General features: G+C 76.2%; 12 protein-coding genes. 9 read left to right on the top strand and 3 right to left on the bottom strand.

All coding sequences use genetic code 11. The features are described 5' to 3' along the window. Nucleotides 1–148: 148 nt before the first annotated feature. Nucleotides 149–556, top strand: coding sequence for a hypothetical protein (locus tag ACFYVJ_RS01735; protein WP_388885481.1), 408 nt, complete (start codon nucleotides 149–151; stop codon nucleotides 554–556). Between the two features lie 104 nt (nucleotides 557–660). Here the strand turns inward: ACFYVJ_RS01735 and ACFYVJ_RS01730 are convergent, their stop codons facing one another. From ACFYVJ_RS01730 to ACFYVJ_RS01720, 3 genes are all read right to left on the bottom strand, one after another. After that, nucleotides 661–1,182, bottom strand: coding sequence for a hypothetical protein (locus tag ACFYVJ_RS01730; protein WP_388885478.1), 522 nt, complete (start codon nucleotides 1,180–1,182; stop codon nucleotides 661–663). Between the two features lie 118 nt (nucleotides 1,183–1,300). Then, entirely contained in the window at nucleotides 1,301–1,753 is a 453-nt protein-coding gene (locus ACFYVJ_RS01725) for a hypothetical protein (protein ID WP_388885475.1), read from the bottom strand. A gap of 171 nt (nucleotides 1,754–1,924) precedes the next feature. Beyond that, the gene (locus ACFYVJ_RS01720) at nucleotides 1,925–3,202 is read right to left on the bottom strand and encodes a nucleotide sugar dehydrogenase (protein WP_388885472.1); all 1,278 of its coding nucleotides are present in this window, start codon (nucleotides 3,200–3,202) and stop codon (nucleotides 1,925–1,927) included. 327 nt (nucleotides 3,203–3,529) lie between these two features. On the opposite strand from ACFYVJ_RS01720, the gene ACFYVJ_RS01715 reads away from it, so the two are divergent. The 8 genes from ACFYVJ_RS01715 to ACFYVJ_RS01680 all read left to right on the top strand — a co-directional run bounded on the left by ACFYVJ_RS01715 (nucleotide 3,530) and on the right by ACFYVJ_RS01680 (nucleotide 20,339). Then, nucleotides 3,530–5,236, top strand: coding sequence for a glycerol-3-phosphate dehydrogenase/oxidase (locus tag ACFYVJ_RS01715; RefSeq protein ID WP_388885469.1), 1,707 nt, complete (start codon nucleotides 3,530–3,532; stop codon nucleotides 5,234–5,236). 249 nt (nucleotides 5,237–5,485) lie between these two features. After that, nucleotides 5,486–7,663, top strand: coding sequence for a serine/threonine-protein kinase (locus tag ACFYVJ_RS01710; RefSeq protein WP_388885466.1), 2,178 nt, complete (start codon nucleotides 5,486–5,488; stop codon nucleotides 7,661–7,663). 137 nt (nucleotides 7,664–7,800) lie between these two features. Further along, nucleotides 7,801–11,778 (top strand): protein kinase, encoded by a 3,978-nt coding sequence (locus ACFYVJ_RS01705; protein WP_388885463.1) that lies wholly within the window; start codon nucleotides 7,801–7,803, stop codon nucleotides 11,776–11,778. A gap of 115 nt (nucleotides 11,779–11,893) precedes the next feature. Continuing rightward, a complete protein-coding gene (locus ACFYVJ_RS01700) occupies nucleotides 11,894–13,144 on the top strand; it encodes an APC family permease (protein ID WP_388885460.1) in 1,251 nt (416 codons plus the stop codon). Nucleotides 13,145–13,158: 14 nt separating this feature from the next. Next, nucleotides 13,159–14,253: a winged helix DNA-binding domain-containing protein gene (locus ACFYVJ_RS01695; protein ID WP_388885457.1), complete on the top strand. Its 1,095-nt coding sequence runs from the start codon at nucleotides 13,159–13,161 to the stop codon at nucleotides 14,251–14,253. Nucleotides 14,254–14,297: 44 nt separating this feature from the next. Further along, nucleotides 14,298–15,905 carry a serine/threonine-protein kinase gene (locus ACFYVJ_RS01690; protein WP_388885454.1) on the top strand — a complete coding sequence of 536 codons (1,608 nt, stop codon included), beginning with the start codon at nucleotides 14,298–14,300 and terminating at the stop codon, nucleotides 15,903–15,905. 158 nt (nucleotides 15,906–16,063) lie between these two features. Beyond that, nucleotides 16,064–17,695, top strand: a complete 1,632-nt coding sequence (locus tag ACFYVJ_RS01685) for a succinic semialdehyde dehydrogenase (RefSeq protein WP_388885451.1) — start codon at nucleotides 16,064–16,066, stop codon at nucleotides 17,693–17,695. Nucleotides 17,696–18,062: 367 nt separating this feature from the next. Next, entirely contained in the window at nucleotides 18,063–20,339 is a 2,277-nt protein-coding gene (locus ACFYVJ_RS01680; protein WP_388885448.1) for a hypothetical protein, read from the top strand. Nucleotides 20,340–20,378: the final 39 nt, after the last annotated feature.

Here is a 20,378-nt window from a genome sequence, read left to right as displayed (position 1 = left end):
TGGTGACCCCTCGTGTGGGAAGTGTCACCCCTCGGAGGTGTGACGTTTAAACGGGGTTCCGGCGCTGTTCAGGTGAAGGTCGCTGCCGACGAGCGTGGAGGGGATTCCCATGGGGCGTGCGAGCGATGTGTTACCCGAAGCGGCCGGGATGAGCCGGTACGTGGAGGGGGTGGTGGCCGAATGGCTGCGGGGGCCGCGGCGGTTGCCGCTGGACTACTCCGTCGAGAGCCTGCGCGTCGCGGACCGGATCGTCGCCGGGGTCCGTGCCGGGCAGGGGGCCGACGAGCGCGCGGTGGCGCAGGCGCTGCGCGGGGTCGGGGCATACGTCGGAGAGGTCATGGTCCGGGCCGGGGGCGGGAGTTGGGTGGACCTCGACGACCGGCAGCGCGACTACTTCGAGCAGCCCGTCGGCGTGCGGATGCCGGACGGGCGGGTGTGGAACCCCCTCGGCCGCGCCCTGCGCCGCTACGACCGCGGTAAGGGCGGCCGGGAGTCGCTGTACGTCTTCTACCTGCTGCTGCACGGGAGGTTGGATACCGCGATGCCGCCCGCCTGACGGACGGGACGGGGGGCGCCGCCCGGACCGGGCGGCAACGACGCAGGGCCGGGGCCGCGTTCGTCGCGGTCCCGGCCCTGCGTCGTGTGCCGTCTGCTGCTGCCTCAGTCGCGGGCGAGGCGCTTCGTCAGGGCGAAGCCGGCCGCGCCGCCGACCGCGTACATCGCGGCCACCAGAGCGTCGAAGTCCTCCTTGAAGGCTTCCTTCAGCAGGTCGAACTCGTCGGTGAACGCCGTCGCGATGCCGATCTGGCCGTCGGTCCAGTGGTTGATCAGCATCGCGTAGCCCAGGAACTGGCCCATGATGGCGCCGAGGATGCCGAGGACGATGGCGACGAACGGCAGCGCCGGGTTCCGGCCGCCGAGCTTGCCGAACGCGAGGCCGACGAGGATGCCGGCCGCGGCGGCGGGGTAGGCGTACAGCGTGTACTCGCCGGCGTCTCCCCCGGACGCCCGCATGATGGCACCGTAGATGACGGCGCCGACGATCATCGCGACGATGCCGACGCCCACGGCGAGGCCCGTGTTGCCGGAGCCGGCCGGCTGCTGCGCGTAGGGCGGCGGGGCGCCGTACGGCTGCTGGCCGGGAGCGCCGGGGCCTGGTTGCTGCTGGTAAGGCTGGGACATGTGTATTTCCCCCCGGAGAGATGGGTCTGCCGTGCCCGGGGACAGTTGGTGTGGTGGGCGCGGTCAGTGGGACAACCCGCGGCACGCTAGCAGTTGAGCGGTGCCCGACAACAAGCCCTTAAAGGGAGTCGTGACGCGACTGCGACATGCTGTTTCGAACTTCGGACACTCGCTGGCTGACCAGGAACGCTTCCGCCGCGGCCACGAGGTAGAACGACATGTCGTTCTTCCCCAGCACGTCGCTCTGCCAGAAGTCGTACGCCGCGCCCACGTCCGCCGTGCCGAGGTGTACGGCCGTCGCCGAGAGCTGGGTGAGGAGGACGCCGGCGAGTGCCACGGGGATCGCCAGGAACGCCGAGCCGCGGGTCTCCGCGCCCGCGCGGCCGACGGCGGCACCGACGAGGAGGCCGAGGGCCAGCGCCCAGTAGCCGAGCTCCAGGCCGCGTTCGCCCACGAGGCCCTGCGTCAGGCCCAGGACCAGCGCTCCCGCCACGGTGGCGGCGGCGCCGACGGCGAGCGCCTGCAGCAGCCCGGGGCGGCTGTCGGCCGTCGTCATCACCGCATCACCCATACGGCCGAACGGTAGCAGTTCCGCCGGGATACCTCCGGTTCCGGCACCCCGGGGGTGGGTGATCCGCCGGGTGTTTACGCCCCCTGCCGCACGCCGTCCGGATCCGGCCGCGCGACGCTCACAGCGGCGTGCCGCGCAGAGCCGGCGTGCCGCGCAAAGCCGGTGCGCCGCTCAGAGCCGGTGCGCCGCTCCCGGCGGCGTCGCCCCCCGGGTGTCCAGGAGGAGCTGCGCCTTCACCGCCAGCGCCTGGAGGTCGTACGTCCGGTGCGGCTGCAGCAGCACCGTCAGGTCCGCGTCCGCCGCCGCGTCGTACACGGAACCCGTCCGCGGCACCGGCCGGCCCAGCACCTGCCACGCCGTGACGTACGGGTCGTGGAACCCCACCCGCGCGCCCAGCTCCGTCAGCCGCGCGGCGACGTCGGTCGCCGGGGTGCGCTCCAGGTCGGCGACGTCCGGGTCGTACGTGACGCCGAGGAGCAGCACCCGGGCGCCGCGGGCGGACTTGCCGTGCTCGTTGAGGAGCTGGGCGCAGCGCTGGACGACGTACCGCGGCATCCGGCCGTTGACCTCCCGGGCGAGGTCGACCATCCGCAGCGGGTGATCGAAGCCGGGTGCGGTCCTGCCGCCCGGATGCGGTACGCGGACGGGGACGCGGCCCGGGTCGACCGGCACCCCGTGGCCGCCGACGCCGGGGCCCGGACGGAAGCTGTGCGCGGTGCCGAAGGGGCGGGTCTCGGCGCAGCGGACGACGTCCCACAGGTCGATGCCCCGGTCGTGGCAGAACCACGTCAGCTCGTTGACGAGGGCGAAGTTCACGTGCCGTACGTTGCCCTCCAGCAGCCGCACCGTCTCCGCCTCGCGCGGCCCCCTGGCCCGTACGACCCGCTCCGCGAACCGCCCGTAGAACGCCACCGCCGCCTCCGTGCACCCCGGGGTCAGCCCGCCGACGACCTTCGGCGCGGAGGCGGTGTCGGCGGGGTCGAGGGGGCCGGGGGAGTAGGCGAGGTGGAAGTCGCGCCCGGCGCGCAGCCCGGAGCCCTGCTCCAGGAGGGGCCGCAGGAGGTCCTCGGTGCTTCCCGGGTAGGCGGCGGACTCCAGCAGCACGGTGGTGCGGGGCTTGAGGTGCCGCGCCAGTTCGCGCGCCGCGTCGGCGACCGGGCCGAGGTCGAGCGCGCCGTCCTCGGCGAGCGGGGTGGGCACGCAGAGGACGGCGGTACGGACGCCGCCGAGGTCGGCGGGGTCCGCGGAGGCGCGGAACCCGGTCGTCAGCAGCCTGCGTACCTCGGCGGCCGTCAGCGAGCCGCCGACCGGCGGGCGGCCGGTGGCGAGGGCGTCGACGGCGCGCGGATCGGGGTCGTATCCGACGACGGAGAAGCCGGCCGCCGCCGCGGCCTGGGCGAGCGGCAGGCCGTGGTGGCCGAGTCCGATGACGGCGACGTCTGCGGGCATGTCTGGGGGACGTTCCTTCCCGGAGGGCCCCGGGTGCCGGGCCCGGGGCGGGTAGAGGCTCTTGTCAGGCTACGGGCATATATGACTGTTATTCAGTATTGGGCGCTTTGCGGTGCCCGTGGCGCGGCGGTATGCGGGGGCCGCCGGGGGTGTGCGGAGGCCGTTCCGCGGCTGCTCTGTGGCTGATCTGTGGCTGATCTGCGGCTGTTGCACGGCTGCGCGCTGTGCCCCGAGGCCGACGCACGGTGGCTGTACGGCGCGGGTGCGGACAGAATCGGACGTGGGCACGTGGACTGCCGCAACGGGGCGACAGGACAGGAGGCATCCGTGAAGACAGCGGTACTGGGGCCGGCCGAGCGCGGCGCGGCCCTCGCACAGATGGCCGAGCGCGAGCTCGACCTGCTGGTCGTCGGCGCCGGCGTGGTCGGCGCGGGCACCGCGCTGGACGCGGCGACCCGCGGGCTGGCCACCGGGCTGGTCGAGGCGCGGGACTGGGCGTCGGGCACGTCGAGCCGGTCGAGCAAGCTCATCCACGGGGGGCTGCGCTATCTGGAGATGCTGGACTTCGCCCTCGTCCGCGAGGCACTGAAGGAGCGCGGGCTGCTCACCGAGCGGCTGGCGCCGCACCTCGTCAAGCCGGTGCCGTTCCTCTACCCCCTCAAGCACCGCGCCTGGGAGCGGGCGTACGCGGGCTCCGGCGTGCTGCTGTACGACGCCATGTCCGTCTCCCGCGAACACGGCCGCGGCATGCCCGCGCACCGCCACCTCTCCCGCTCGCACGCCCTGCGCGTCGCGCCGTGTCTGCGCAAGGACGCGCTCGTGGGCGCGCTGCAGTACTACGACGCCCAGGTCGACGACGCGCGCTACGTCGCCACGCTCGTGCGCACCGCCGCGCAGTACGGGGCGCAGGTCGCCAACCGCGCGCGGGTCGTGGGCTTCCTGCGCGAGGGCGAGCGCGTCGTGGGCGCGCGGGTGCACGACCTGGAGCAGGGCGGGGAGTTCGAGGTGCGGGCGCGGCAGGTCGTCAACGCCACCGGGGTGTGGACGGACGAGACGCAGGCGATGGTCGGCGAGCGCGGGCAGTTCCACGTGCGGGCGTCGAAGGGCATCCACCTCGTCGTACCGAAGGACCGCATCCACTCCGCCACCGGCCTCATCCTGCGCACCGAGAAGAGCGTGCTGTTCGTCATCCCCTGGGGCCGGCACTGGATCATCGGCACCACGGACACCGACTGGGACCTCGACAAGGCCCACCCGGCGGCCTCCTCCGCCGACATCGACTACCTCCTGGAGCACGTCAACTCCGTGCTCGCGGTGCCGCTCACGAGGGACGACGTGGAGGGCGTCTACGCGGGTCTGCGGCCGCTGCTCGCCGGCGAGTCCGACGCGACCAGCAAGCTGTCGCGCGAGCACACCGTGGCGCACCCGGTGCCCGGGCTCGTCGTCGTCGCGGGCGGCAAGTACACGACGTACCGCGTGATGGCCCAGGACGCCGTCGACGAGGCCGTGCACGGGCTCGACCAGCGGGTCGGGCCGTGCGTCACGGAGGACGTGCGGCTGCTGGGCGCGGAGGGGTACCAGGCGCTGTGGAACGCGCGGGCCCGGACGGCGGCGCGTACGGGGGTGCACGTCGCGCGCGTGGAGCACCTGCTGAACCGGTACGGGTCGCTGTCGGAGGAGGTGCTGGAGCTGATCGAGCAGGACCCGTCGCTCGGCCTGCCGCTCACGGGCGCGGACGACTATCTGCGCGCGGAGGTCGTGTACGCGGCCTCCCACGAGGGCGCCCGCCACCTCGACGACGTGCTGACGCGGCGCACCCGGATCTCCATCGAGACCTTCGACCGCGGTACGCAGTGCGCCGCCGAGGTCGCCGGGTTGATGGCGCCGGTGCTCGGCTGGGACGGCGACCAGGTCGAGCGCGAGGTGGCGCACTACGACAAGCGGGTCGAGGCGGAGCGCGAGTCGCAGCGGCAGCCGGACGACCAGACGGCGGACGCGGCGCGGCTGGGCGCGCCGGAGATCGTGCCGCTGTGACCGTGCCTCCGCGGGGGTGCGCGTGCCGGTGCTCCCGCGGGTCCGGCGGGGGGCCGGCGCCGCGGTGGCGGCATGTCGCTTGTAGGTGCATGTAAGCACACGCGACACGGGACTTGGGCGGCGTCAACGCCGCAGATCGGGCCGCGGACGGCGGAAGATCGATCGTGGTAAACCTCGCCCGGCGCTCAGGGCTGTCCGTGCGATAAGACACAATGGAGGTCCTGCCGGGGTGAATCGCTGAGGGGATCGATGGGGCGCGAAGGGGACGGCGCGACGGGTCGGCTGCTGGCCGGCCGCTATCGGCTCGGGGAGGTGCTCGGCCGCGGTGGCATGGGCACCGTCTGGCGTGCCACGGACGAAGTGCTGGGCCGTTCGGTGGCGGTCAAGGAGCTGCGGCTGCCCACCAGTGTGGACGAGGACGAGAAGCGCCGCCTCGTCACGCGAACGCTCCGCGAGGCGAAGGCGATCGCGCGCATCAGGAACACCGGCGCGGTCACGGTCTACGACGTGGTGGACGAGGACGACCGCCCGTGGATCGTCATGGAGCTCATCGAGGGCCGCTCGCTCTCCGACCTCACCCGCGACGACGGCCCGCTGACCCCGCGGCGCGCCGCCGAGGTCGGCCTCGCCGTGCTCGACGTGCTGCGCTCGGCCCACCGCGAGGGCATCCTGCACCGCGACGTGAAGCCGTCGAACGTGCTCATCTCCGACGACGGCCGCGTCGTGCTCAGCGACTTCGGCATCGCGCAGGTCGAGGGCGACCCGTCCATCACGACGACGGGCATGCTCGTCGGCGCCCCGTCGTACATCTCGCCCGAGCGCGCCCGCGGGCAGAAGCCGGGCCCCCCGGCCGACCTGTGGTCGCTCGGCGGGCTGCTGTACGCGGCGGTTGAGGGGCATCCTCCGTACGACCTGGGGTCGGCCATCGCCACCCTGACCGCGGTGATGACGAAGCCCATCGACCCGCCCAAGAACGCCGGTCCGCTCGAAGACGCCATCTACGGGCTGCTGCGCAAGGATCCCGACGAGCGGCTCGACGACGCGGGCGCGCGGGCGCTGCTGCGCGCCGTCGTCGACGCCCCGGAGGACGCGCCGGGCGAGCCCTCGGCGACGGCGCCGACGAAGATGGTGCCGCTGCCGGTGGTGCCGGACGCGGGGCAGGGCGCGCAGGCGCCGGCGCGGCGGAAGGCGGAGCGGAAGAAGGCGGGGCGCAGACAGACTTCGGGGGCGCAGGGCGGCAGGAGTACGGGACGTGCCGGTACGGCCGCGGGCGCGGGCGCGTCGGGCGCCGGTGCCGCCGCTGCCGGTGCGGATTCCGCCGCCTCCGCGGCGGAGGCGGCGGCGCCGGCCGGTGTGCCGGCCCTGCCGCCGCGCCCCGACGCCCGGCCCCGTACGCCCGAGAGGCCCGCGGCGCCGCCGTCCGGTGCGGCCGCCGCCGGGACTTCGGGCGCGGGCGCCGCCGGTTCTGGGCCGGCCGGGGCCGCAGGCCAGGGCGCCGGTGCGTACGGTGCCGAGGGCCCCGCCGCCCGTACGACGGTCACGGGCGCGGCACCGCCGGCGGCCCGGGCGCGGGCGGGCGCCGGTGACCTCGCGGCGCGGGTGGCGGCGCTGCCCCGGCGCACGCTTGCGGTCATCGCCGCGGTGGTGGCGCTCGCGATCCTCGGCACGGTGCTCGCCGTGGCGCTGGGCGGCGACGACTCCGGCTCGGGCACGTCCGGCAACGACGGCGGGCAGAGCGCGGGCGCGGGCACCCAGGACGGCAAGGAGGCGAAGCAGGACGAGGACCGGGGCGGCGCAGGCAAGAACGACGCCCAGGAGGACAAGCGCCAGCAGGACGACGACGGCGCCGCCGCGGGCGACGAGGACGACGACTCCTCGGGTCCGGGTTCCGGGAAGAACGAGGACGAGGGCGACGACGACTCCGGCTCCGGTTCCGGCTCCGGGAAGGACTCCGCGGGCGCACCCGACGGCTATGCGACGCTCACGGAGCCCGAGTTCAAGTTCTCCGTGGCCCTCCCCGACGGCTGGAAGCGCACCAGCACGTCGCCGGGCGGCGGCGGCGCGATCTTCAGCGGATCGTCCTCTTTCCCGCGCGTACAGATCGATTTCACGTCCCAGCCGAACAACACCGAGGGCGGCGCGCTGTCGAACTGGCAGGGAATAGAGGGCGACGTGAGTTCCTCCAGCTCCGGCTACCGCAAGATCTCGATGAAGGAAATCGGGTGGCGCGGGTATCCCACGGTCGCGGACTGGCAGTTCAGCCGGGTACAGGACGGCCAGCGGATCAGGGTCCTGGACCGCGGATTCGCCGTGGACGACACCCACGGCTACGCGATAATGATCAGTTGTCCGGAGAGCGAGTGGGACGGCGCGGAGTGCCGCGAGCTGCGCGACACGGCGTTCGAATCCTTCAAGCCGGTCGACTAACCCGCGCGAGCGGGGCACAGACCACCCGTCGAGCACGTATCGTGATGTCTCGCGGACCGTACGCATCCGGACCAGGCTGAATACCGACCGCATTTGGCCCGGTCTCAGGCTCATTGCGCGGTTGTGGGGAGGCGTTCGTGGACGACTACGCGGGCCGAGTGCTCGCCGACCGTTACCGGCTACCGGCTGCCGTCGACGCCGAACCCATCCACACGCGCGCCTTCGACACGTACAGCGGGCAGGACGTCCTCATCGGACAGGTGCCGCTGCCGGAGATCGTCGAGGCCGAGCTGATAGAGGACGGCGGCGGCGCGGATCCCTCCGGGTACGGGGGCGGGGCGGGCCGGAGCGCGGCGAGCGCGGTGGTGCAGCGCGCGATGGACGCGGCCCGCGCGGCGGCGGCAATACCGGACCACCCGCGGCTGGCCCAGGTCTTCGACGTCTTCGAGGAGGGCGGCAGTCTCTGGATCGTCAGCGAGCTGGTGCCCGCGCGGACGCTCGAAGGGCTGCTGGAGGAGCGGCCGTTGAGCCCGTACCGCGGGGCGGAGGTCGCGGCGGACATCCTCACGGCGCTGCGCGCGCTGCACGCGCACGGCTGGACGCACCGGAACATCACGACGCGCACGGTGCTCGTCTGCGACGACGGCCGGGTGGTCCTGACGGGCCTGGCGTCGGGCGCGGCGGAAGAGGCGCTGTGCGGCTACGATCCGCTGCCCCCGCCGCCGGGCCGCGGCGAACCCCCGCGCCCGTCGGGCAGCCCGGGGCCCCGCCCCGGCGTCACCGCGGACCCGGGGGCGGGACCGGAGCAGGGGCCGGGGCCGGGCGACGCACCGGGCCTGCCGCAACTCCCGGACCCGGCAACGGGGTTCCTGCCGGCGCAGGGCTCTCCCGGCGCTCCGCGGGGAGTGGCCGGTCAGCCGGAGGGCGGTGTCTTACCGCCGGGGTGGGACGACCGCGGCGGCCCGTACGGCGACGGCGCGGAGGCGCGCGGCGGCGCGGGCCCGTACGGCACACCGCCGTACGACGAGGACGACGAGGTGTGGCGCTCGGCTCCGTACGGGGCGGGCGGCGGGCCGGAGGCGGCGGAGGGCGAGCCGCGGGGCGGCGAAGGCCGTGGAGGCACCGAGGGCCGCGGAGGCCGCGACCCGGGCTGGGGCGCGCAGGGCGGCCCGGGCACCGGAGCGGGTGCGGGCGAAGACGCCGCGGAGGGCTGGCCGTTCGGCGCGTGGCAGCAGGGCGGTACGCCCCAGCGGCCGCCTGCGGGCGGCCCGCAGGGCGGTGCGGCGCAGGGCGGTCGGCCAGGCGGCGGTGCCGCCGGGGTCCCCGGGCAGAGGCCCGGGGTGCCGGGCGGCGGACCGGCTCAGCAGTCGCACGGGAGCGGTGCGCAGCCGGGCGGCGGTGCCGCTGGTGCGCACGGGCAGGGGCCCGGGGTCCCGGGCGGAGGCCCGGCCCAACGGCCTTACCCGGGCGGGCAGTCGGGTGGTGGTCTTCCCGGGGCCCGTGGGCAGGGACCCGGGGTGCCGGGCGGTGGTCCGGCCCAACAGCCGTATGCGGGTGGGACGCAGGGCGGTCGGCCCGGGGGCGCGGTGCCCGGCGCGGTGTCCGGAGGGCAGCCGCGCGGGGACGAGGTGCCCGCGGCGCGGGCCGGGGTGATGGCCGCGTACCAGGCCGGTACGCGGGCCGCCGAGGCGCAGATCGCCGGTGGTGCCGGCGGTGCGAGACGCCCGGTGGTGCCGGGGCAGGCCGCGCGTACGCCCGAGGCCGGCCGGCCTCCGGGCGCGGGTACAGGACCGGCGTACAGCGACCGTATCGACATCGGCGGCGGCCGGCCCGCGCAGGGCGGCGCCGCCAACCCCGTTTCGCAGGCCGCCGGTTCACCGGATAGCGGCGCCCCCTGGGACGACCTGCCGCACGACGCGGGCGAAGACGGCTACGACGAGTACGGAACCGCGGACCCCTACGGCACGCAGACGGCCGCCCCCGGCGGCCGGTACCGGACCACGGGAGCGGCCCCCGGCGCCCCGGCGCCGCACGCGGGCGGCCCCGTTACGCCCGGAGCGCCCGGCGCAGGCGGCGCCCCCGGGGCCGGTCGTGCGCCCGGTGATACGGGCCCGCCCGGAGCTGCGGCGCCGCCCGGCGGCAGCGGCGCACCCGGCGGTGCGCCCGCCGGCGGTGGGCCCGGTCCGTACCGAGGTGCGGGTGCACCCGGCGCCCACGGCGGTCCCGGCGGTGCGCCCGGGGGCGCGGGCGGTCCCGGCGCCCACGGCGGCACCGGTGTTTCCGGAGGCCCCGGCGGTGGGTCTCCCGTATCCGGAGGCCCCGGCGGGTCCCGCGGGCCCGGCCAGGGCCCCGCGACCGGGGGCGTCGGCCAGGGCGGCTATCCGTCCGCCGACCGCACTGGCCCGCCCGGTGCCCCCGGGGTGTACCCCGGCGGGCAGCCCGGTGCCCACGGCGGTCCCGGTGGGCCCGGTGCGTCGCGTGCGCCCGGGCAGGGGCCCGCGTCCGGCGGTGCCGGTGGCCAGGGCGGCTATCCGTCCGCCGACCGCTCTCGTCCGCCCGGTGCCCCCGGGCCGTACCCCGGCGGGCAGCCCGCCGGGCGCGGTCCCGGTGCCTACGGCAACCCCGGTGCCAGGCCCGCCGAGTTCGCCGAGCCCGAGCGGCAGTCCCTTCCCGACCCCCTCCCCGGCGGCGCCTCCTACGGCGGCAGCCTGCCCGGGGTGCGGCCCGGGGCGTCCATCGCCGTGCCCGTCGGCGCGCAGGCCGTGCCCGCGGGGCGCGACGAGCTGCCGGGTCCCGAGACCGGCGGGGCCGCCCGCTACCCCGGGCCCAGCACCCGGCTCGCCGCCGAGCGCGCGCGGCAGACGCGGATGCAGGTCGTCGGCGCCGTCACCGAGCGCTGGGCGCCCGAGCAGGCCGGGCCCATCCACGAGCACTGGCAGCTCGCGCCCCCCGTCGGCCCCGCCGCCGACCTGTGGGCGCTCGGTGCGCTGCTCTTCCGCGCCGTCCAGGGGCACTCCGCGTACCCCGAGGAGGACGTCGCCGAGCTGGTGCAGCTCGTCTGCTCCGAGCCCCCCGCGCACGCGGAGGAGTGCGGGGCCCTGCGCCCCGTCGTGGAGTCGCTGCTGCGCCAGGACCCCACGGAGCGGCCGGACTTCGAGGAGCTGCGCGGCTGGCTGCGGTCCCTGATCAGGACCGCGCCCGAGCCCGGCATCGGCAGCCGCACGGTCACCGTGCCGCAGCACGGCACCGGCCGCGGCGGCGATCCCCGGCGGCTGCCGATACTGCGCAGGCGCGGCGAGTTGATGCGCAGGCGGCGCGCGAACAAGTCGCCGGTGCCGGTGCGGCGGCGGCACAAGCGCCGGGCGCGGCGCGGCCCGCGCGGGCCGCGCAGCCTCGGCCGTACGCTCATCGCGCTGATCTTCGTCGCCATGGCGGGCGCCATCGCGTACGCGGCGATGTTCATGCCGGGGGCCGACGAGGCGGGCCGCGACCAGCGCAGCGCCGTCGGCGCCGGCCGCGAGGACGGTCCCGGCGAGTCGGCGGCACCGTCCGCGGACTCCGGCGACACGAACGAGGCCGGGGAGCGCGGGGAGCCGAAGGAGCCCAAGGACGACCCCGACAAGCCGAAGGACGGCGGGCAGGGCAGCGGCGCGGGTTCGGAACTGCCCGACGGCTTCGTGCTCCGCGAGGACCCGGCGGGCTTCGAGGTCGCCGTCCGCGACGGCTGGCAGCGCACCGCCGGCAGCGACGGCCAGGTCAGCTACGTCGGCGGGGAGTACGAACTCCTCGTCGTCCCGGGCCGCGACGGCGTCGGCGAGTTCGGCAGCGACCCGATGGCGTACCAGCAGCAGAGCGAGCCGGAGCTGGACGAGTACCGCGACTCCGCGTGGGCGCAGGCCGACGGGCTGCGGCGGATCGAGGTCGGTCAGCGGGTCATGGCCGAGGGCGAGTTCGACTGGACGGACGGCAGCGGGCGGCAGGTGCACGCGCGCAACCTGGCGATGATCTGGGACGACAGCTACCACGTGGTGCTGATGATCGGCCCGGACGGCAAGAACGACGAGGTGGAGCGGTTCCACCGGATCGCGGCGGAGAGCTACCAGCCCACGGGGTGACGAGGCGGCGGGTTCCGTGGCCGGGCCCGCCCCTTCCGTCCCGTACGCGCCACACGCCCCCCGCGTGATCCCGCGCGCCCCCTTCCCGTCACCTCCCTCCGATACCCTCCCGCCCATGTCCGACCAGGCCACCCCTCTCGTCCGCCGTCTCGGCGTCGGCGACGCCGTGCTCGTCGGCCTCGGTGCCATGCTCGGCGCCGGGATCTTCGCCGCCCTCGCGCCCGCCGCCCGCGCCGCCGGCTCCGGGCTGCTCATCGGGCTCGGCGCCGCCGCCGTCGTCGCGTACTGCAACGCCACCTCGTCCGCCCGTCTCGCCGCCCGCTACCCCGCCTCCGGCGGCACCTACGTCTACGGCCGCGAGCGCCTCGGCCCCTTCTGGGGCTACCTCGCGGGCTGGGCGTTCGTCGTCGGCAAGACCGCGTCCTGCGCGGCGATGGCGCTGACGGTCGGGGCGTACGCCTGGCCGGAGCAGAAGCACGTCGTCGCGGTGGCCGCCGTCGTGGCGCTGACGGCCGTCAACTACCGCGGAGTGCAGAAGTCCGCGCTCCTCACCCGGGTGATCGTCGCGGCCGTGCTCGCGGTGCTGGCCGCCGTCGTCGTGGCGGTGCTGACCAGCGGTGCCGCCGAGGCGGACCGGCTGCGGCCTGGCGGCGACACCTCGGTGTGGGGGGTGCTGGAGGCGGCGGGGCTGCTGTTCTTCGCGTTCGCCGGGTACGCGCGCATCGCCACGCTCGGCGAGGAGGTGCGCGACCCGGAGCGCACCATCCCGCGCGCGGTGCCGGTGGCGCTGGGCATCACGCTCGTCGCGTACGCGGCGGTGGCGGTGGCCGTCCTCGCCGTCCTCGGCGCCGGCGGTCTCGCGCACGCGACGGCGCCGCTGTCGGACGCGGCGTCGGCGGCGGGCGCGGGGTGGCTGGAGCCGGTGGTGCGGGTCGGGGCGGCGGTGGCGGCGCTGGGGTCGCTGCTGGCGCTGATCCTCGGGATCTCCCGTACGACGCTGGCGATGGCAAGGGACCGCCATCTGCCGCACGGTCTCGCGGCGGTGCACGAGCGGTTCCGGGTGCCGCACCGGGCGGAGCTGGCGGTCGGCGCGGTGGTGTCAGTGGTGGCTGCGACAGTGGACGTGCGCGGGGCGATCGGGTTCTCGTCGTTCGGGGTGCTGCTGTACTACGCCGTGGCCAACGCCTCGGCGTGGACGCTCGCCCCGGAGGAGGGCCGCCCGCCGCGCGCGGTGCCGGCGGTGGGTCTTGCGGGGTGCGTGGTGCTGGCGTTCTCGCTGCCGCCGGTGTCGGTGGCCGCGGGTGCGGGGGTGCTGGCGGCGGGCGCGGTGGCGTATGCGGTACGGGGACGGTGGGCGGAGCGGTGACGGAAGGCGGCGCGGTGACGGACTCCGCCGTGCTCCTCGCGCGGGCGCGGGCGCAGTGCGTCGCCGGGGGCGTGCGGTGCGCCGGCGCCGAAGAGGTCGCGGCGCGTGTCTTCGCCGTGCAGGCGCAGGACCTGGAGGCCGCGGCGCTCGGGCTGCGGGCGCGCGCGTACGGGCTCACGCGCACCGCCGTGCGCGAGGCGCTGGAGGAGCGGCGGACCCTGGTCCGCGGGTGGTTCATGCGCGGCACGCTGCATCTCGTACCCGCGGCGGACGTGCACTGGCTGCTCGCCCTCTACGGCCCCCGCCTCGTCTCCGCCGCCGCCCGGCGCTACCGCGACCTCGGCCTGGACGAGGGCGTGTACGAGCGCGCGGAGCGCGTCGTCGTGGAGGCGGTCGCGGCGCACGGGCCGCTGACCCGCGCCGAGTTGGCCGGGCGGCTGGCGCGCGTCGGCGTCGGGCCCGACGGGCAGGCGCCGTTCCACGTGATCCGCAGGGCGGCGCTCGCGGGGCTGGTCTGCCACGGGCCGCTGCGGGCGGGGGAGCCAACGTACGTCGCGCTGCGCGACTGGCTGCCGCCCCCGGCAGGACCGCAGCCGGCCGGCGACGCCGCGGTGCGCGAGCTGGTGCGGCGCTACCTCCGCGGCCACGGACCCGCCGCCCCGGGCGACTTCGCCGCCTGGTCCGGCCTGCCGCAGGGCACGGCCCGCCGCGTATGGCCGGAGCCGGCGCCGTACGGGCAGCACGCAGACGAGCGGCGCAGGGACGAGCAGGACGCAGACGAGCGGCACACGGACTCGCCGGGCGCAGACCCGCCGGGAACGGACGGGCCGGGTCCGTCCCCCGACGTGCGCCTCCTCCCCGCGTACGACGACTACTGGCTCGGCTGGCGCGACCGTGACGCCGCCATTCCCCGTGACTTCGTCCGCGCCGTCCGCCCCGGCGGCGGCCAGATTCGCGCCGCTGTTACCGTGAATGGCCGCGCGGCCGGCACATGGACCCGCCCGCGGAAGGGGAACGTGCAGGTCAGCATGTTCGCCGAGGGCCCCGACCGGGTTGCGGCGGATGTCACGGCGGAGGCCGCCGATGTCGCACGTTTTCTACAGAGCTGATATCCGGGGGAACGACCGCGCGGTAGTGCGCTATTGATGGTGCCATGACGGACGAGGGGGACAAGGTGGGGGACGAGCCCACGAGCTACGGCCTGCGGCCACCGCAGCAGAACGCCGAAGGCAGCGCGCAGGGGCCCGCGGCCACGCAGGTCGTCGGCGATCCCGCGGTGGGCCGGCTGATCGGCGGGCGCTACCGCCTCGCCGCCCGCCTCGGCGTCGGCGGCATGGGCACCGTCTGGCGGGCCCACGACGAGGTCGTCGACCGCGATGTCGCAGTGAAGGAGCCCCGGCTGCCCGCCGATCTCGACGAGCGGACGCGGCAGACGGCGTACGAGCGGATGCAGCGCGAGGCCCGCGCCGCCGCCCGGATCGACCACCCCTCCGTCGTCACCGTGCACGACGTGGTGATGGAGGACGGCAGGCCCTGGATCGTGATGGAGCTGGTCCGCGGCCGCTCCCTCGGCGACCAGCTCACCGAGGGCACGCTCGACCCGCGCGAGGTGGCGCGCATCGGCGGCGCCGTGCTCGGCGCGCTGACCGCCGCGCACGAGGCGGGGATCCTGCACCGCGACGTCAAGCCCGACAACGTGCTGCTCGGCCGGCACGACCGCGTCGTGCTCACCGACTTCGGCATCGCGCAGATCGAGGGGGAGCAGGGGCTGACGGAGACCGGCGCGTTCGTCGGGTCGCCGGAGTACATCGCGCCGGAGCGGGTGCTGGGCCAGCGGCCGGGTCCCGAGTCGGACCTGTGGTCGCTGGGCGTGGTGATGTACGCGGCGGTGGAGGGCATGTCCCCGTACCGCAGGCAGACCGCGCCGGCGACGCTGCAGGCCGTGCTCTCCGCCGAACCGGCGGCGCCCGCGCGCGGGTCCGGGGCGCTGGGCACGGTCGTGATGCAGTTGCTGCGCAAGGACCCGGCGGCGCGGCCGGCGCCGGACGAGGTGCGCCGGCAGTTGGAGGCGGTGGCCCGGCCGGTGCCCGCGCCGACGATGATCGCCCCGGTGGCCGGGGGCGGCGAGGACGGCACGGGTGGCGGTCGCGGCGGGAAGCTGGCGGCGGCGCTGCCGAAGGGGCGTGGCGGGAGACTCGCCGTGCTGGGCGGGGCGATAGCCGTCGTCGCGGCGCTGGTGGTGACGCTGGCCAACCCGTTCGGCGGTGGCGACGACGCGCCGGAGGGCTGGAAGACGTACGACGAGACGGAACAGCTCAAGGCGTCGCTGGCGGTGCCCGAGGACTACAAGCGCAGCGTCGACGAGGGCACGGTCACGTTCACCGACCCGGGCGGCATGCCCAGCCTGTGGCTCACCCGCTCCTCCGGCAACGAGGACAGCGCGCTGAGCGAGGCCAACCAGACCCTGGCGTGCGACAAGGGCGACGACATCCAGTGCACAGAACTCAGCTCCGATGTGGACGGGGCCATCAAGGAGTTCGAGTACCGGGGCGAGGACGCCGCCGAGATGGTCACGACGTGGACCCGCGACGAGGGGTACGAGACCGAGACCAAGATGCGCAGCCGGGAGTTCTTCTACGTCAACGACGACAGTATCGGCTGGCACCTGACCGTGCAGATGCCGGCCGCGGGCGAGGGGAAGCGCGACGGTGAGCGGGTCTTCGAGGAGGTCGTCGACTCGCTCGACATCCAGGACATGTGACGGGGGCGGGGGCGGCCGTCGGTACGCCCCCGGGGTGCCGGGGCGCCGGCCGTGTCCCGGCCCCGGCAGGGCGCCGAACGTATGAGCCAGCAATCGCTGGCGGAATTCGGTTACCGGCAGGTATCCAAAGGCGCCGCAGGAGTCCTACCCTCGGCCTTATGACGGAGACCGCCGTAGGCAACCCCACCGCTTCCGCTTCCGACGGCGCCCGCACCGCCGGCGCCGTGGCCGCCGAGTTCGTCACGCCCGCGCTCGTCGAGCGCCTGACCCGCGGCGTGGTCGGCGCCGGCGCCGGCACCGTCGCCGTCCGCTCGCCGCTGACCGGCGAGGTGCTGGCCGAGGTGCCGGAGGCGGGGCCCGCGGACGTGGAGGCCGCGTTCGAGCGGGCCCGCGCCGCGCAGCGCGCCTGGGCGGCCAGGCCCGTACGCGAGCGGGCCGCCGTGCTGCTGCGCTTCCACGACCTGCTGCTGCGCGACCAGGACGAGGTCCTGGACCTCGTGCAGTTGGAGACGGGCAAGGCGCGGCTGCACGCGTACGAGGAGGTGCAGTCCGTCACGCTGGCCGCCCGCCACTACGGCCGCAAGGCCCCCGCCTACCTCGGCCCCAAGCGCCGCACCGGCGCGCTGCCGACGCTGACCAAGGTCACCGAACTGCGCCACCCGCGCGGCGTCGTCGGCCAGATCGCGCCCTGGAACTACCCGCTCGAACTCTCCGTCGGCGACGCCCTGCCCGCCCTCGTCGCGGGCAACGCGCTCGTCATGAAGCCCGACTCCAAGACCCCGCTGACCGCCCTGTGGGCGCGCCGGAAGCTGGTCGAGGCCGGGCTGCCGGAGGAGGTGTGGCAGGTCGCGATCGGCCCCGGCCCCGTCGTCGGCCCGGAGATCGTCCGGCACGCCGACTACGTCTCCTTCACCGGCTCCACCCGCACCGGGCGCGAGGTCGCCCAGGGCGCCGCGGCCCGGCTCGTCGGTGCCTCGCTGGAACTGGGTGGCAAGAACCCCATGCTGGTGCTCGCCGACGCCGACGTGGAGAAGGCGGCGGAGGGCGCGGTGCGCGCGGCGTTCGCGTCGGCGGGGCAGTTGTGCATCTCCGTCGAGCGGCTGTACGTGCACGAGTCGGTCGCCGACGCCTTCCTCGCCCGCTTCGTCGCCAGGACCAAGGCCCTGCGGCTGGGCAACACCCTCGGCTACGGCGCCGACATGGGCTCGCTGGTCAGCGGGCAGCAGTTGGAGACCGTCACCCGGCACGTGGACGAGGCGGTCGGCAAGGGCGCCGAGGTGCTGGCCGGCGGGCGGGCGCGGCCCGATGTGGGCCCGTACTTCTACGAGCCGACGATCCTCGACGGCGTCGAGCCCGGCATGACCGTCTGCGACGAGGAGACCTTCGGGCCCGTCGTCTCGGTCTACCGCTTCCGCGACGAGGACGACGCCGTCGCGCGCGCCAACGCGACGCCGTACGGGCTGAACGCGAGCGTGTGGACGAAGGACGGCCGCAGAGGCGGCCGGATCGCGGCCAGGATCCAGTCGGGCACGGTGAACGTCAACGAGGCGTACGGCGCCGCGTACGGCAGCGTGCAGGCCCCGATGGGCGGGATGAAGGACTCCGGGGTCGGCCGGCGGCACGGCTCGGAGGGGATCCTGAAGTACACGGAGTCGCAGACGGTGGCGCAGCAGCGGGTGGTACCGCTGGCGCCGTTCGCGCTGGGGCCGCTGCGGTACGACGACGACAAGAGCTACGCGGCCTTCATGAGCCGCGGGCTGCGGGCGCTGAAGGCGCTGCGGTTCCGCTGAGGCGGGTGTGCGTACGGAGTCGTCGCGCGGCGCGGGCGCGGGCGGTGCGTACCCCCCCGGCGGCGGTGCCCGGGGCGGGCGCGGGGGCGGCCGGTCCGGGCGTCCCCGGAGCCGGCCGCGTCCCTGCCGGGACCGGGAAGCTGTCCCCTGCATCCGGTCGCCGCGTCCGGTTCAACGAACCGGGTGTGGCGGCGGTCACGCCACACCCGGACGCCGACCGGGTGACCGGTGAGAACGGATTTGCCCCCGCCCGTCCCTCCTGCTGAAACCATTCTGTGACTGCATGGACCGGACTCCGCTTCGGATATCGGATCGTCACCGTAGGAGTCTGGAACGCGGGGGTTCGTATGGCCTTGAATGCAGTGCCATGCACTTCCTCCGGCCCCTTGTGACGTTCCCGCGCGTGGTGCGCCACTACTCCTGGGTCGGCGCCGACTTGCCCCTCGACGAAGACGTCCTGCTGGATGCCCCGGGACACCGCGTCCGTGCGGTCCTTCCCGCCGCCGAGGCGGGCGACTTCCGCCCGGCCCGCGAACTCCTCGCCGGTGCCGGGCGGGCGGCGGAGTGGGAGCGGCGGGACACGTACGTCGCGGAGTTGGCGACGGCGGCCCTCGACGACGACGGGTGGCTGCGGCGGTGGCGGGAGTGGGACCCGGAGTGCGGGGACGCGGCGGTGGTCGAGGCGGAGCGGCTGCTGCGGGCGTGGCGGGTGGAGCGGTACGGGCCGCGCAGACGGCGGTTCGGGCGGCGTGGCGGGGGGCCGGTGGAGGGCCCTTGGGCGGGCACGGGGTCTGGTGCCGGGGGCGGTGACGGCGCCGGGGGCGGTTCCGGGGACGCTGACGGGGCGGGTGGCGCGTGGGCCGGGGTGGCCGACGCGGAGTCGTGGCCGTGGTACGGGGTGCCGGGCGCGGGGCCCGGGTACGGACGGGCGGGTGCGGGAACGGAGCACGGCCGGCCGGGAACGGGGGCAGTGCCGGGCGCGGGCGCGGGGGCCGACCCCGGCGCCGGACCGGGGGGCCCGGTGCCGGGGGGCGGCGGGGATCCCCGTACCGGAGAGGGCGGAACCGCAGGAGTTGCCGGAACCGCCGGCGCCGCCGGATCCGATGGCGCGGCCGGTGCCGGTACCGGCGGCGGGCGGCGGTCGCGGGGCCCGTACGGCGCCGGCGGGCTCTCTGCCACCGACCCCCGCGCCGTGCTGCGCGACGTCCTGCCCCTCGTCCGGCTGGCCGCCGCCCAGGCGCCGGGCGACCCCGTGCCGTGGCGCATCGCCCTCGAACACGCCACCGCCGTACGGGCGCCGCGGGAGGCGTTCGTCTCCCGGTTCGCCGAGGCGGTCGTCCGCGCGCCCGGCCACCACGGGGCGCACGTCGCGGCGTTGCGCTACCTCGCCATCGTCGGGGGCGCGGACGTCGAGGAGTTGATGGTCTTCGCGGAGGAGTCGGCGGAGGAGGCGCTGCCGGGGTCACTGCTGCACGCCCTGCCCCTGGAGGCCGCGTCGCTGGGCGCGTGCCGGGCCCAAAGCGCACCGTCCGGCGGCTCCGACCCCGCCGACGCCCCGGGATCGTCCACCACCTGGGCCGTCGAACGCGCGCTGGAGCTGTCCGCGCACTACGAGCCGGGCGACCCCGAGGCCGCCGGCTTCCGCAACTGCCTCGCCGCCGCACTCGTCCGCGCCCGGCGCTGGGACGAGGCGCTGGAGGTCTTCCGCGCCGTCGGCTCGGACGCCCGCGGCGTGCCCTGGGCCCATCCGGGCGACGACGCCGAGGCCATCCGGCGCCGCTTCCTCCTCTCCCGCCAGGAAGTACGGGCCCAACTCGCCCGGCGCGTCCCGCTGTTCGGCCCCCGCCCGGACAACGCCCCAGGACCGGGCGCGGCCTTCGGGCCCGCCGGCACCGGCGCCGGGCCGGAGCCGGCCCCGTACGCCGGGATCGTCGTCTGCACCGCGCCGCCGGCCGCGGTCGCCAAGGCGGCCCACGCGGCGGGCCTGCGGCTGCGCCTGACCGCCACCGGCGGCGCCCGCACCTGCGCCCAACTGCGCACCCGGCAGCGCCCGCAGCCGGGCCGGCCGCCGGTGCGCGTGCCCGGGCGGGCGCCGGGCCGGTGGCCGCGGGGCCGCACGGCGGCGGGGGAGGCGCCGTCGCCTGACGCGCTGCTCGCCGCCGCGGCGGCGATGACGCGGGGCGAGGGCTGGCCCGCGGTCGCGCTGTACGCGGCGGACGGCGCGGCGGGGATCGCGGTGTACCGGGGCGGGGAGCGGACGGCGGAGTTCACGTGGCGCGCGTCGGGTGCGGCGTCGGTGGCGGCGACCGTACGGGACGTGACGCAGAACGCGTCGCCGGGCGGCGGCGGCGCGGCGGCGCCCGGCGGACCTGAGCGGGCACCGCGGGGCGGCACGGGGCGGGTGGCGCAGTTCGCGGAGGTACGGGACACGGCGGAGGCGATCGCCGCGGCGCTGGCGGTCGCGGACGCCAGACCGCTCACGGGCGTGCTGCGCACGGCCGGCACGCGCCGCCCCCGCAGCACGCTGGCGGAGGCGCTGCAGGCGGTGGACTTGGAGGTGCTGGCCCCGCTGTTCGCCCCCACGCCCGCCGACCCGCCCTCCCGCCCGACCACGCCGCAGGCGGGCCCGGACCCGATCTCCTGAGGCGCCACGCGCCGCGCGCCACGCGCCTGCGGTGCGGGG

This window comes from Streptomyces sp. NPDC004134 (assembly GCF_042874195.1).
Classification (GTDB): Bacteria; Actinomycetota; Actinomycetes; order Streptomycetales; family Streptomycetaceae; genus Streptomyces.
The sequence above is the reverse complement of the archived record's forward strand: the minus strand, read 5'-3'. Positions and strand labels throughout refer to the sequence as shown.